16 protein-coding genes are annotated in these 13,026 nt (G+C 69.3%); 9 read left to right on the top strand and 7 right to left on the bottom strand.

Translation table 11 applies throughout. The features are described 5' to 3' along the window. The first annotated feature begins 382 nt into the window (after nt 1-382). The 6 genes from BN12_RS14325 to BN12_RS14300 all read left to right on the top strand — a co-directional run bounded on the left by BN12_RS14325 (nt 383) and on the right by BN12_RS14300 (nt 7,020). Nucleotides 383-613 carry a hypothetical protein gene (locus tag BN12_RS14325; RefSeq protein ID WP_048553471.1) on the top strand — a complete coding sequence of 77 codons (231 nt, stop codon included), beginning with the start codon at nt 383-385 and terminating at the stop codon, nt 611-613. A 253-nt stretch (nt 614-866) separates the two neighbouring features. Then, nucleotides 867-2,450 carry an ABC transporter substrate-binding protein gene (locus BN12_RS14320; protein ID WP_235432415.1) on the top strand — a complete coding sequence of 528 codons (1,584 nt, stop codon included), beginning with the start codon at nt 867-869 and terminating at the stop codon, nt 2,448-2,450. A 73-nt stretch (nt 2,451-2,523) separates the two neighbouring features. Next, entirely contained in the window at nt 2,524-3,474 is a 951-nt protein-coding gene (locus tag BN12_RS14315; protein ID WP_235432414.1) for an ABC transporter permease, read from the top strand. Next, nucleotides 3,471-4,322: an ABC transporter permease gene (locus BN12_RS14310; RefSeq protein ID WP_048553465.1), complete on the top strand. Its 852-nt coding sequence runs from the start codon at nt 3,471-3,473 to the stop codon at nt 4,320-4,322. The genes BN12_RS14315 and BN12_RS14310 overlap by 4 nt, the downstream gene beginning before the upstream one ends. Beyond that, the gene (locus BN12_RS14305) at nt 4,319-5,881 is read left to right on the top strand and encodes an ATP-binding cassette domain-containing protein (protein ID WP_048553463.1); all 1,563 of its coding nucleotides are present in this window, start codon (nt 4,319-4,321) and stop codon (nt 5,879-5,881) included. The genes BN12_RS14310 and BN12_RS14305 overlap by 4 nt, the downstream gene beginning before the upstream one ends. Next, nucleotides 5,878-7,020, top strand: a complete 1,143-nt coding sequence (locus BN12_RS14300) for a peptidase C39 family protein (protein WP_083454657.1) — start codon at nt 5,878-5,880, stop codon at nt 7,018-7,020. Before BN12_RS14305 ends, BN12_RS14300 begins: the two co-directional genes overlap by 4 nt. 30 nt (nt 7,021-7,050) lie before the next feature. Here the strand turns inward: BN12_RS14300 and BN12_RS26505 are convergent, their stop codons facing one another. Beyond that, on the bottom strand, nt 7,051-7,983 hold the full coding sequence (locus BN12_RS26505) for an XRE family transcriptional regulator (protein WP_083454656.1): 933 nt from the start codon (nt 7,981-7,983) through the stop codon (nt 7,051-7,053). Between the two features lie 65 nt (nt 7,984-8,048). On the opposite strand from BN12_RS26505, the gene BN12_RS14290 reads away from it, so the two are divergent. From BN12_RS14290 to BN12_RS14280, 3 genes are all read left to right on the top strand, one after another. Then, a complete protein-coding gene (locus BN12_RS14290) occupies nt 8,049-8,783 on the top strand; it encodes a plasmid pRiA4b ORF-3 family protein (RefSeq protein ID WP_048553458.1) in 735 nt (244 codons plus the stop codon). Nucleotides 8,784-9,067: 284 nt separating this feature from the next. Continuing rightward, nucleotides 9,068-9,295, top strand: coding sequence for a FitA-like ribbon-helix-helix domain-containing protein (locus BN12_RS14285; RefSeq protein ID WP_200901220.1), 228 nt, complete (start codon nt 9,068-9,070; stop codon nt 9,293-9,295). Next, a complete protein-coding gene (locus BN12_RS14280) occupies nt 9,292-9,693 on the top strand; it encodes a type II toxin-antitoxin system VapC family toxin (RefSeq protein WP_048553456.1) in 402 nt (133 codons plus the stop codon). Before BN12_RS14285 ends, BN12_RS14280 begins: the two co-directional genes overlap by 4 nt. 86 nt (nt 9,694-9,779) lie before the next feature. Here the strand turns inward: BN12_RS14280 and BN12_RS14275 are convergent, their stop codons facing one another. From BN12_RS14275 to BN12_RS14250, 6 genes are all read right to left on the bottom strand, one after another. Next, nucleotides 9,780-10,190, bottom strand: a complete 411-nt coding sequence (locus BN12_RS14275) for a type II toxin-antitoxin system VapC family toxin (protein WP_048553454.1) — start codon at nt 10,188-10,190, stop codon at nt 9,780-9,782. Then, nucleotides 10,187-10,438, bottom strand: a complete 252-nt coding sequence (locus BN12_RS14270; protein WP_083455009.1) for a type II toxin-antitoxin system prevent-host-death family antitoxin — start codon at nt 10,436-10,438, stop codon at nt 10,187-10,189. The genes BN12_RS14275 and BN12_RS14270 overlap by 4 nt, the downstream gene beginning before the upstream one ends. 392 nt (nt 10,439-10,830) lie before the next feature. Beyond that, nucleotides 10,831-11,205 (bottom strand): type II toxin-antitoxin system death-on-curing family toxin, encoded by a 375-nt coding sequence (locus BN12_RS14265; protein WP_048553451.1) that lies wholly within the window; start codon nt 11,203-11,205, stop codon nt 10,831-10,833. Beyond that, nucleotides 11,202-11,399, bottom strand: a complete 198-nt coding sequence (locus tag BN12_RS14260) for a CopG family transcriptional regulator (protein ID WP_235432560.1) — start codon at nt 11,397-11,399, stop codon at nt 11,202-11,204. The genes BN12_RS14265 and BN12_RS14260 overlap by 4 nt, the downstream gene beginning before the upstream one ends. A gap of 567 nt (nt 11,400-11,966) precedes the next feature. Beyond that, nucleotides 11,967-12,236, bottom strand: coding sequence for a hypothetical protein (locus tag BN12_RS14255; RefSeq protein WP_235432412.1), 270 nt, complete (start codon nt 12,234-12,236; stop codon nt 11,967-11,969). Between the two features lie 5 nt (nt 12,237-12,241). Then, entirely contained in the window at nt 12,242-12,469 is a 228-nt protein-coding gene (locus tag BN12_RS14250) for a hypothetical protein (protein WP_048553446.1), read from the bottom strand. Between the last annotated feature and the right edge of the window lie 557 nt (nt 12,470-13,026).

The raw sequence follows: 13,026 nt of genomic DNA, 5'->3' as shown, positions 1-13,026 counted from the left end.
CCCCCGCCGGCGTGTCCCGCCTACGCCACGCCGAACTCACGACTTTGAACAGGCCTGAGCTCGACCAGTGACATGCAGACACGATAGGCGAATCGTCACGACAGGACGGTCGACTCGGCTCGATCCCCATCACATCGACACTCGCCACCGTTCGGCGACCCAGAATGTGCATTCCGCGTCCAGCCGTGGGCTCGATTCCATACGATCTCTTTACCTTGTAGTGCATGGCTGCCGGGGGGACCGGTGTGAACCGGCCGACGGCGTGCAGGACCGAGGAGACCGGCGTGTCGATGCCCTGACGACGCCGGGGGTGGACCCGGGGCGTCGTCGTGCGCGATGTCCCGGGATCGCTCGAACGTTTCGATACCGGGGGATCTCTCGCATGGCATCACAACCGTCCACCACCAACCTCCAGTCCGTCTCCACACCGGACCGGCTCGCCGTCCTCCGGATCGCCGGAGTCATCGTCGGCCTCCTGCTCGCCGCGGCGGTGTTCCAGCTCAACTCCGCGGCGGGCATCGGTATCGGCGTCGTCGCCCTCGGAGCCGGGGTCGTCGCATGGGGCCGGCGGGGCCGTGGGTACCCGCCGCGGCACGCGCGCCTGAAGGGCTGATCCTCGGCCGGGCATACCAGCCGCAACACCAAGAGGGCGCGCCCGGCAAGACCGCTCCTGGGCCGTCCAGGCGTGAGGGCGCTGTGGGCAGCCGGTATGCCGCGAGGCCCACCGCTCCGCCGATGCCCCTTCCCTCCACGCGGGTCTAGTGTTTACTGTGGCATAGCGATCGCTCTGTCTCAGTGAACACCCTGTCCGGCAGGAGGCCCCTCCCATGCACGCTGCTCGTTCTCGGCATTCCGCTCGTGTGCGGGTGGGCGCGCTCGTGGCGGTCGCCGCCACGTTGGTGAGCGCCGGGTGCGCCAAGGGCGGCGGCACGTCCGCGTCGTCGTCGACGGATGCGCAGGCGGACAGCGGCAAGGAGATCAGTGCCATCTCGGTGGCGCTGCCCGGCTCGTTGTCCTCGTTGTACCCGGGGCAGGAGTCCGGGATCCTCAACTACAACATCGCCAACCTGTTCTACGAGGGTCTGGTCGGTCTCAACGGCCAGGGCCGGATCGTGCCGGCCCTCGCCGAGAAGTGGTCTCAGCCGAACGCCACGACCTATGTCTACGACCTTCGGGCGAATGCGAAGTTCTCCGACGGGAGCCCGGTCACCGCGCAGGATGTCAAGTTCAGCCTCGACGAGGCCCGGGACGCCAAGACCTCACCGGGGATCGCCGGCTACCTGAGTGGCGTCAAGGACGTTGCGGTGACCGGCGATCGACAGGTCACCGTCACGTTGAAGCAGGCCGACGCGGCGTTCCCGACGCTGATGAGCACGGCGGGCGCGGCATTCATCACCTCGGAGAAGTTCTGGAAGAAGGTGGGCGGCAAGATCGGTACCAGCACCTCGCTGGTCCTCGGGACGGGGCCGTACAAGGTGACGTCCTTCACCCCGGACTCGGGCATCACCCTGGAGCGGGACGACACGTGGTGGGGGACGGCGCCGAAGGTCAAGACCATCAACGTCAAGTTCATCGCCGACGAGAACACGAGGCTGCTGGCCGCCAAGTCCGGCGACGTCGACATCGCCTTCAACGTGCCCCTCGACCAGGTGGCCCAGTGGAAGCAGATCAGCGGTGAACGCGTCGAGGCCGTCAACGACCTGTCCTACCTCGGGCTGAACTTCGACACACGGGTCAAGCCGTTCGACGATCCGAAGGTCCGGGAGGCGATCGCCTATGCCGCGGACAAGGACGCCTACGTGACGAAGCTGCTGCACGGCTACGGCGAGGTCGCCACGTCGATGATGACGCCGGAGTCGCTCGAGTCGGTCTACTCCGCCAGCGAGGCCCGGCAGGTCCTGAACGGGGTCACGCATACGAGCTTCGACCTGACCAAGGCGAAGGCGGCGCTGGCCGCATCCACGCATCCCCAGGGGTTCTCGGCCGAGCTGACCTACCCCAACACCGGCCCGCAGATCGGTCTGGCCGCCCAGGCCCTGGCACAGAGCGTGAAGTCGCTCGGCATCACGCTGACCGTCAAGGAGGTGCCGATCGAGCAATGGCTGGCCACGCTCGGCGACAAGACCCACGGGGTGTCGTTCATGTGGTACTTCTCCACGACGGGCGACCCCGCCGAGGTGCCGAGCTACATGCTGGGCGCCGGCAACATCTCCGGCTACGACAACCCGGCAGTGACCTCGCTGCTGACCCAGGCCGCGGCCGCCACCGACGGCAAGACCCGCATCGCCGACCTGGTCAAGGCCGACTCCCTGCAGGCGGCCGACTACATCAACGTGCCGCTGTGGTGGGGCCAGTCGGTGACCGGCTTCTCCGCCAAGGTCGCCCTGAAGGACTTCAGGGCGTTCACCTTCAACTCCGAGTGGGGCAGCTCGCTGTATGCCCCGAAGTAGCGGCGCGATCTCCGACGCCATCTCCGACGCGGTCCCCGGTGTGGCTCGCCGACCGTGGCGTCGACGTCATCCTGTGGCCTGGCTGCTCGGCCAACGGCTCGTCGGCATCGTCCTCGTCCTGTTCGTCATCTCCGTGCTCACCTTCAGCCTGCCCCACCTGGCTCCCGGCGACCTGGTGCGGACCCTGATCGGGAACCGGCAGGTCACCCCCCAGCTGCAGGAGCAGATCCGGGCGCAGTACCACCTCGACGACTCGCTGCCCGTGCAGTACTGGGACTGGCTGACGAATGCGCTGCACGGTGACCTCGGGACCTCCGTCCAGCTCCAGCAGCCGGTCTCGGCGGTCCTCGCCGACCGCCGGCTGCCGCTGACGGTGGCGCTGGCGCTGCTCGCCTTCGTCGTCGCGGTGGTCACCTGCATACCCCTTGGCGTCTTCGCGGCGCTCCGGCAGCGGACCGCCCTCGACACGGTGTCCACGACCGTCGCCCTCGTCGGGTTGAGCGCGCCACCGTTCACCATCGCCCTGGCCCTGCTGTATGCCTTGGCCTACTACGTCCCCATCTTCCCGGTGTACGGGTCGGGTCACGGCGCGCTCGACGTGCTCTACCACCTCCTGCTGCCGGCGGCCGCGCTCGCGGCAGGCGTGGGCGCCATGCTGATGCGCATCACGCGGACCGCCATGATCCGCGAGCTGGACAGCGACTACGTCCTGGCGGCCCGGGGCCGCGGACTGTCCGGCCGCGCGGTGATCGGGCTCGCCCTGCGCAACGCCGCCATCCCCATCGTCACCAGTGCGGGCCTCGTGCTGACCTTCCTCATCAGCGGCACCATCGTCGTGGAGACGATCTTCTCCCTCCCGGGGCTCGGTCAGGTCCTGCAGAACGCCGTCCAATACAAGGACCTGCCGATGCTGCAGGGCGTCACCCTCGTCATCGCCGCGGCCATCGCCGTCATCGCCATGGTGGCCGACCTGATCTACCTCGGCCTCGACCCGCGGGTCCGTTCAGGGAGGGCTCGATCATGACCGCCACGACCGTTGTCATCGAGTCGGTCGGCATCCAGCCCCGCCGACGCCTGGCGGTCATCGTCTCGATCGTCATCGTCGCCCTGCTCGTCGTCGCCGTCGTGGCCAGCCCCTTCCTGCAGGATGCCGCCCTGCACCAGGACATCTTGAGCGCGAGCCTGAGCCCCGGGGCCGAGGGCCACCCGCTCGGGACCGACCAGCTCGGCCGCGACGTGCTGCTCCTCACGATCGCCGGGACCGCATCGGCCATCGTCGGACCGGTCGTCATCGCCGTCGGCTCCATGCTGCTGGGCATCCTCTTCGGCACGCTGTCCGGCTACCGCGGCGGGCTCCTGGACGGGACCGTCGGCCGGGTGACCGACATCCTGCTCGCGCTGCCGGTCCTGCTGGCCGCCATCGTCATCGGCGGCGTCTTCGGCGGCGGGTACTGGAGCGTCGCCGCCCTGCTCGTCGTGCTGTTCTGCCCGACCGACATCCGGATCATCCGGTCGGCCGTGATCGAGCAGGCCCCGCGGCCCTACGTCGAGGCGGCCCAGATGTTGAGCCTGTCCCGGCGGCGCATCATGTTCGGCCACATCCTGCCCAACGTGCGCAGCCTGGTGATCACCAACATGCTGCTCAACGTCGGCTTCGCCATGGTCACCTTGTCCTCGTTGTCCTACCTCGGAGTCGGCGTCCGACCCGGCAGCGCCGACTGGGGCCGTCAGATCTCCGACGGGCGGGAGATCATGTTCACCAACCCGGCAGCGGTCCTGGCACCTGCCCTGCTGCTCATCATCGCGACCTGCGCCATCACCGTGCTCGGTGACTGGGTCGGCGACCGACTGGCGGGCGATGACGAAGCATGAGCGCTCTCGAGGTCGAAGGCATCACGGTCACGCACGGCAGCCGCACCCTCGTCGAGCCGCTCGACCTCGGCATCGAGGCGGGGCGGTGCCTGGCCATCATCGGAGAGTCCGGCTCGGGCAAGTCGATGACCGCGCGCGCCGTCGCCGGGCTGCTGCCACGGGGAGTCCACGCGACGGGGACGGTCCGCCTCGGACCACACGTGGTCTCCCTGCCCGCTTCCGAACGGGTGTGGTCCCGGATGCGCGGTGACCGGATCGCCCTGCTCCTGCAGGACCCGTTCACCAGCCTCAGCCCGGTGCATACGTGCGGATCCCAGCTGTCCGCCGCCCTCCTGGCCGCCGACAAGCGACGCGGGCGCTCGCGGCGCAGGGCGGCGCAGCGACGGGCGGACGTCGCGGCGCGGCTCGAGGAGGTCCATCTCGATCCGCGGGTCGCCGCCCAGTACCCCCACCAGCTCTCCGGCGGTATGCGACAGCGCGTGGCCATCGCGGCTGCTCTCGCCGCCGACCCCGACGTCCTCATCGCCGACGAGCCGACGACGGCCCTCGACGCGACCGTCCAGGCCGACGTCCTCGACCTGCTGACTGCCCTGCGCTCCGAGCGCGGCCTCGGGCTCCTGCTCATCTCCCACGACCTCGGCATCGTCCAAGGGCGAGCCCAGGACGTCATCGTCATGCAGCACGGGACCGTCGTCGAACGCGGCGACACGAGCCGTGTCCTCCACCACCCGGAGCATCCCTACACCCGCCGGCTCCTCGCGGCGAGCCCGACGCTCGCCGCCGCCGACCGCGCGGACCAGCCGGCGGGGGAGACGCTGCTCCGGGCGGAGGGCATCGAGAAGTCCTTCGACGGGCGCCGGGTCCTGCGCGACGTGCGGGTGGACCTGCACGCCCGCGAAACGCTCGCGCTCGTCGGCGCCTCCGGCTCCGGCAAGAGCACCCTGGCCCGCGTCATCGCCGGCCTGGAGGTGCCGGACGCCGGTGCCATGACGTTCGACGGGGCCTCGCTGCCCGCCGGCCGGGCGGGTCGCATACCGAGCCAGATCCAGGTCGTCTTCCAGGACCCGAACTCCACCCTCAACCCGGCCTTCACCGTCGGCCGCACCGTCGCCGAGGCGCTGAGGACCGCGGGACGCCCCGCGAGCGAGGTGCCCGGGCTGCTGGCCATGGTCGAGCTGGACCCTGAACTGGCCGGGCGGCGTCCCGCTTCGCTGTCCGGCGGGCAGCGGCAACGGGTGGCGATCGCCCGGGCGCTCGCTCCTCAGCCGCGCCTGCTCATCTGCGACGAGAGCGTCTCCGCCCTCGACGTCTCGGTCCAGGACCAGATCCTCCAGCTCCTCGGGCGGCTGAAGGAGCAGCTGCACCTGTCGATCCTGTTCATCTCCCACGATCTCGCGGTGGTCGCCCAGATCGCCGACCGGGTCGCCGTCATGCACGACGGCGTCATCGTCGAGACGGGGCCAACCGCCATCGTCATCGACACCCCGCAGAGCCCGTACACCGCCGAGCTGGTCGCCTCGGCACGAGCCCAGAGCCTCACCACGGAGGAGTCCGCATGAGAAGCCCGGCCGGTATGCCGCTTGACGACCCCGAGGTCGCGGCGATGGTGGCGGCACTCGACACCGTGCGACAGGCCCACTGGCGCAGGGATCGCTCCCCCTACACACCGCAGGTGTTCCGCGTGTCGGAGGCCGAAGTCACCGTCTGGATGCTCGTCAGCCGCCGTCCTCACACGGCCGCGCACAAGATCGCCGACGTTGTCATCACCTCCGCCGGCGGACCTGACTCGGCTCCCGACCCGGATGCGGTATGCGGTGCCTTGGGACAGGCATTCGCCGTCGTCGTCGCCGCCCACTCCGACGACGCCGCGACGAGGCTCGAGGTCCACCCGTGGCTCGTCCGCTCGCTGCCCGACCTGTCGAACCTGCTGCGGCACAACGGGTTCGTGGTGTCACGGTCGCCTCTCGCGTCGATCCCCAGCACGACGGGCGACGTCACGGGCTGGGTTCGCTGGGCGGCACCGCTGCGGCCCGACTCCGTCGAGGTGCCGCCGTTCATGGGCCAGACCACCGACTTCACGTGCGGCGCCGTGTCACTCATCACGGCCATCCACCGACCGGGCCGATCGGTGCTCAGCGACCCCGCCGACCGAGCGAGCAACCGCCGCGACGAGCTGCGCTGGTGGCGCAAGGCGACGAACATGCCGGCCTGCGATCCGCTGACCCTGGCCCTCGCCGACGCGGAGGCGCTCGGGCCCGGCACCCCCGCACCGACCGTCTATCTCACCGGCACGGGACCCATCCTGCTCGAGGACTACGACGGGCTCGAGCGGGACCGCCGGGCCACCCTGCAGGACCTGTCCCGTCAGGAGGCGGAGGCCCTGGGGATCGAGATCCGCCCCGACTGGCCCGGCCCGTCGGCCCTCGCCGACCTCGTCGAGCACGGGCACGCGGTGCAGCTCTTGATCGACGAGGTGCCGATGCACGCCGAGGAGATCCCGCACTGGATCACCGCATTCGCCGTCACCACGACCGCATCCGGGCAGCGCGTCCTCGTGGTCCAGGACCCCTGGGTGGATGCCGACCACGGCGAGACCTGGGTGGACGCCGACCAGCTGCCCATCACCCTGGACGACATCGACCTCATGGCCCGGTTCGGCACCCCCTCCTATCGCAGCGCGATCGTCCTCACGCGGTGACGGCGGCGTCGCTCTGGGAGCTCGGGGGACTCAGCCGCCGTCGGGCAGCGGGACCACCGAGCCGGCTGCCGCCATCTCGGGGAAGGCGATGAGCACGATGAGCTGCGCATCCTCCCCGTCGGTCGGCGCGTAGGCGTGGTTGGCGTCCGCGACGAACTGGATCGCATCACCGGTGCCCAACGACTCCAGCCACCGGTCGTGCCGCACCTCCACGCCGCCGGCGATGACGACGGCATACTCCACCGTCCCCGGACCGTGGGAGGTGTCCGAGGTGACCGTCCCCGCCCGAAGCAGCGCATGGCGGACATCGAAGCGGGTGTTCCCGCTGTTGCTGAACAGCTCGGTGATCACCGAGCTGTCGGCCTGGCCGATCCACTTCGGCCCGGTGCCCGCCCGGACGACGAGCGGCCGCTCGCTGACCGTCCGGGTCAACGCGTCGAACCCCGTGCCCAGCGCTTCGGCCAGCCGCACGAGCACCTCCAGCGTCGGGTTCGCCAGTCCGCGCTCGATCTGCGACAACAGGGCGGCACTCACCGTGGCCCGCTCGGCCAGCTCGCGAAGGCTCATCCCTCGCGCCAGCCGGATCCTCCGCGTGTTGGCTGCGACCGCAGACCTCAGCCGGTCGCCGGGGTCACCGTCAGCCGGCGACGGACGAGTGGCCACGTCGTCGAGAATATCTCGCAACCGGCGGCCCCCAGCCCGGTCCCACCGACAGGCAATGGGGCCCACACGTCCCGAGGGCTGCGTCCAGTGAGCGAGGCGGAGGCCACTCTCGACGGCCCAGCGCACGAAGGTCCTGTTCGGAGGGCCGTGGCGCCATGGGCGTGATCCGGTGGGGCGTGGGGTTGAAGGTGGTGCAGAAGCCCCGATTGGGTGCCAGAGCGCCAGGGTGGGGTGGCCGGTCCGCGTCGGCGCGCTGTCGTGCCGTCGTGCCGTCGTTGTGGGTGACCTGGCCGACGCCATGACGTCGGCTACTCCACCCACGAGATCAACCGAACCACGACCGAGCGGTCTGGTTGGCTGGGGGTATGCCGAAGGAGGAGCGGACGAGGATCGAGGGCGTGACCGGGTCGCGGGGGGACTTGGCCCTGGTGCAGACGCTCATGGCGAACGCCGGCCGAGACACGTTCGCGGCGATATTCGCCGAGCCGACACCAGAGGTGCGGCCGGTGCCGAAGCGGGTGCGGGGCTTCCGGGTGCGGGTCGACCTGATGTATGCGAAACCGCCGATCTGGCGTCGTCTGGTCCTGCCCGGCGATCTGCTGCTCGACGAGCTGCACGCCGTGCTCCAGGTCGCGATGGGTTGGTTTGATGGTCACCTGCACAGGTTCGGCGTCGGCTCGGACCGACGTGAGCGTGCCTACTTCGTCACCGCGTTCGACCTCGAGGAAGGTGACGAGGGTGTCGCCGAGGAGGAGGTGCGGCTCGACCAGGTGGTGTCCGCCAAGGGTGACCGGCTCTTCTATGACTACGACTTCGGCGATGGGTGGGAGCACGTGCTGCTCGTCGAGGAGGTGCTCGGCGAGCCGCCACCGGTTCCGGTGTGTCTCGCGGGCAGGATGGCCTGCCCGCCGGAGGACTGCGGCGGGCTGGGCGGCTATGAGGAGCTCGCCGACTGGGTTCGTGGCGGCTACGACCCGCGAGCGACCCCGATGGGTCTCGGCGCCGAGGAGATGCGGGACTGGCTCCCCGACGACTGGCACCCGGACCGCTTCTCGGTGGTCGAGACCAACGATGCGTTGACTGCGCTGGTTTCGGGCTGAGGGCACTGCGCCCCGCCCGGTGGGTCCTCATGGGGCCGGCGATGCGATCCGAGCGCCCCTGGGGCGGCCTCGCGTGTGGTCGAGCCCCGGTGTCCAAGGGCCCACCCATCTGGCCGCGGCCGATAGACATGGGCGGTCGCATACCGGCGCGTGGGGAATGTCAAGGGCAGTCGTCGCCGGGCCCGGCGCTCCCGCATACCGACGCGTCGGAAGTGCTGCCTCCTTGAGGCATACCTCCGTAGCACATGCTTGCATCTCCCTCGCATGGTTCCTATCGTGACGGTATGACGATGATCCAGATCCGCAATGTGCCCGATGACGTCCATCGGCGCCTCAAAGCGAGGGCGGCCATGGAGGGCCTGTCGCTGTCGGACCTTGCTCTCGCCGAGTTGCGCCGATCCTTGGAACGACCGACGCGACGCGAGCTGCTCGCGCTCGTGGCGTCACGTGAACCGGTTCCCTCCGGTCCGTCGTCCGCCGCGCTCATCGACGCCGCCCGCCACGCCTCGTGATCGTCCTCGACGCGTCGGCTGCGGTGGAATGGCTCCTGGTGCGTGGGTCGGCGGCGGTCGTTGCGGCGAGGTTCAGCGACCCGGACATCACCGTGCACGCCCCCTCGCTCCTGGGCGTCGAGGTCGTCGCCGCCCTGCGTGGTCTCGTCATGGGCGGACATACCGTCCCCGAGCGGGCCAGGATCGCTGTGGCCGATCTCTGCTCGGCCGACATCATGCTCCATGACCCCACGCCACTCCTCCCTCGTGCTTGGGAGTTGCGGGACAACCTCACGGCGTACGACGCCGTGTACGTCGCACTCGCCGAGGTGCTCGACGCGACGCTGGTCACGACGGACGCGCGCATCGCACGAGCCCCGGGAGTGCGTGCGGTCATCGACGTGGTCCCCACCAGCTGACCACAGCGTCACCCGTGGGTGCGTGCCAGGGATGTGTCACCGGCGTCTTCGCTGGTCAGGCAGCTCGGTTCGCCCGTCTCGGTTTGTCACAACTCCCAGGGGTTGAGCAGTCGGACGCCCGTCCGCTGGAAGTCCTTGGTGTTCCGCGTGACGAAGGTGAGATCGTGCACGATCGCGGTTGCTGCGATGAGCGCATCCATCTCGGGCATCGAGTCGGAGACGTGCAGCGCCGCAGTCGTGATGGCCGTCTGCTCGTCGACGGCCAGGACGCGACCACCGACCATTGGCCGGACGTCCTCATCGAGCCAGAGTCGGAGCGGGCGGGCGCTGGCGGGGTCGCTGCGCTCCCGTCGTCGGACTCCACGCTCGAGCTCCAGCATCGTGATGACGCTGAGCGCGAGATCCCCGATCTCTTGGCCTCGTAACCAGGTCATCAGGGCCGGTGACCGCTTCAGGCGGGCATCGCTGATGACATTCGTATCGAGTAGGTACCTCACAGGTCGAGCTCGCGAGGCGCTTCGACCCGGCGCTCCGGCAGCTCCAGCTCGATGTGCTCGGTGCCTCGCGCCCATAGCCGGTCTCCGACGAGCTCCTGATCGCCGGAGAGCCGATCGAACTCGGCCGCCGTCATCAGCACATGTGAACGACGGCCATGATCAGTGATCGTGACCGGTCCCTGCTCGGCGGCCCGCTTCGCCGCAGAGACGTCGCGATTGAACTCGCGGCTCGTGATCGTGGTACCCATCATCTCCCCCTCACTATGTGCCTACAGTAGGTACCTTAACAGACCCTCGACTCCGGATCGAGCGACCGGGTGGGGTCCCGTGCCGGGGTCAGCATCCGCCGTCTTGACGTGAGCGTGACCTGTTCACCGTCTGCCGCAGCACGCTGGACATACTCGGCAATGGCAGCCAGCCACTCCGGGCGCGCATCCGCGCCCCCATCTCTGGTTGATCCGCCAGTTCGCACGTGCCGTGTTCTCCAGCACTCTGAAGGGCGCCACAGGTTATCGAGTGGCATACCGGATCTGGGAGCCAGGGAGTACGAGCAGTTCCAGACCTTGCGGCAGAGCTCGGGCCAGGTGATGGATCTGGAGGGTGCAGCAGGGCGCTGAACAACCCTTGCGGTATGCGGCCATCATGCTGTCACTGAACGCCAGGCGGCGAGGTGGGTCGCGGACTCGCGGTACGTGGCGGTGCCGGTGGCGACGGCAATGACCAGGTCGTAGGCGTCGTCGTCGGGCGCGTCGAGAGTGATGTCGTTGAGGCCGTAGAACACGACGGTGGCGAGCCACCCGAGGCGCTTGTTGCCGTCCGCGAGGGAGCGGTTGCGAACCAGGGACTCCAGCAGGACGGCCGCCTTCTCATCGACCTCCGGGTAGGCCTCGTCGCCGAATGCCGTGGCGCGCGGTCGGTGCACGGCCGAGTCGAGGAGGCCGACATCTCGGATCGGGCCCACGCCAAGGTCCTCGATGAGGGCCAGGAGGTTGTCGAGGGTGAGGTACTCAGTCACTGACCGAGTCGGTCGAGCAGATCGGCATAACGGGTTCTGGCCGTAGCGGAGAGCGCGGCGACCTTGTCGCGGCGTAGTCGGCGGTCCGCCGCCTCGTGGATCGCACGCACGGTGGCTTCCTGCTTGCTCACGCCGTCGGCCTCGGCAAGCATCGTGAGAGCCTGCTCGTCGTCGGGGGTCAGCCGCAGAGTCATCGCCACATGAGTGATGGTATCACTTTGGTATCAGGGGCTTTGTGTGTGCCGTCGTCCTACGGGGTTCGGCCGGCCGCAGTCGTCCGATCGGACGGGAACGACCTGAACGAGGCCCCTCGAGGAGTCCGACGCGGTCGCCACGCTGGCTGCGGTGGCCGCGGTCGCCTTGAGCGGAACCGACCGACATCCAATGGCGTCTGCGTCTCGTCCTGGTCGTGCGTGGGACGTGCGCAGACCGCGGTGTATGCGGTCGCATTGGGTGTCCGCCGGCCCAACCGACAGGCAATCGGCGACCACACGTGCCGAGGGCTGCGTCCCGTGAGCGGGGCCGTGGGCACTGTCGGCGGCTTGGTGGGCGAATGTCCTGTCGGTGGGGCCGGCCAGGGATCGACTGGCGTGATTCGGCAGGGTTCGGCCGTGGTGCACAGGCCCCATTGGGTGGCAGATCGCCAGCGTTGTGTGACCCAGCCCTGTGGATCAGCACAGGACGCTGCCTCAGCGTTCGCGCTGCCCGGGCCATGTGGTGAGCGAAAGCCACTTACCAGTAGGTGTCGGCCGGGCGGGGCCTCAGGCCACCCTCTCCGCATACCGCTGTCGGGCTGCCTCGCCGGTCGTGCCGACGAATGTTCCGATAGCCGACCAGGACAGGCCCTTCTCACGCGCCGCCCGAACGGCCTCCAGCAGATGCTGTTCGGCCTCGGAGCGTTCTGCGACGGCGGCGCGCAGCAATGCCACTGCGGTGGGGTCGAGTTCGTCCGTCGGATCCGGTTCATAGCCCTCGAACCTGGCCGCCAACTCCTCTGCGTGGGCAAGGATCTCTTCGACTGTACGTGGCATGGTCATCACCGCAGGAACTTTCCGCGGGCCAGCATCGCATGTACGACGACATGCGCATGCTCTCCCTCGACGTAACCGACCTCGAGGAGGATCGCGGCCTGGTTCGGGCCCACGATCATGGTGAACCCGTCGCCGAGGTCCCAGACGCGGACGGGATGGTGGTAAGCGTGGCGGATCTCGTCAGGGCCCAACCCGTGCTTCAGCGCAGACGGGGCGATGAGGGGCTTTGCCACATGCCCAAGTTAACTTGTCGCCTTCGCCGAGGCAAGTGCCATCCCGCCACTCGCGTGAGCCGGTTTGGGCCCGGGTGTGGTGCACAGGCCCCGATTGGGTGGCAGATGGCCAGCTGGTCGGCCCGGTGGGGAGTGCCGTCGTCTGGGGGGTGGTGCACAGGCCCCGATTGGGTGGCAGATGGCCAGGGTGGTCGGGCCCGGTGGGGAGTGCCGTCGTCTGGGGGTGGTGCAGAGGCCCCGATTGGGTGGCAGATCGCCAGGGGTGGGGTTGTGGGGTCGCGGGGGCGTGCACCGGGCATGGGCTGCCGGCGGGGCACCGTAGGCTTGGGCGTGAACCCGCATCCAGCCCGGATGTGGGCCTTTCGTGCTGTCGCCGGCCCGCCGTAAGGGTGGTCGCAGGGAGAGCGCGGAGGGCCATCGACGCCAACGTTTGGATCAACACCGCATGACGCTCGCCCCACCGGCCGCTCGCTCCGGCCACCTGTCCTCGCTCATCGACGCCTGGCGCGAGGACCCGGCCGTTCAGCGTGTCCTCGACGCGGTCGGTGAGCGGCTGC

Source organism: Nostocoides japonicum T1-X7 (assembly GCF_001046855.1).
In the GTDB taxonomy this organism is placed as follows: Bacteria; Actinomycetota; Actinomycetes; order Actinomycetales; family Dermatophilaceae; genus Nostocoides; species Nostocoides japonicum.
Note: the sequence above shows the minus strand (reverse complement) of the source record. Positions and strands in the feature narration are given on the sequence as shown.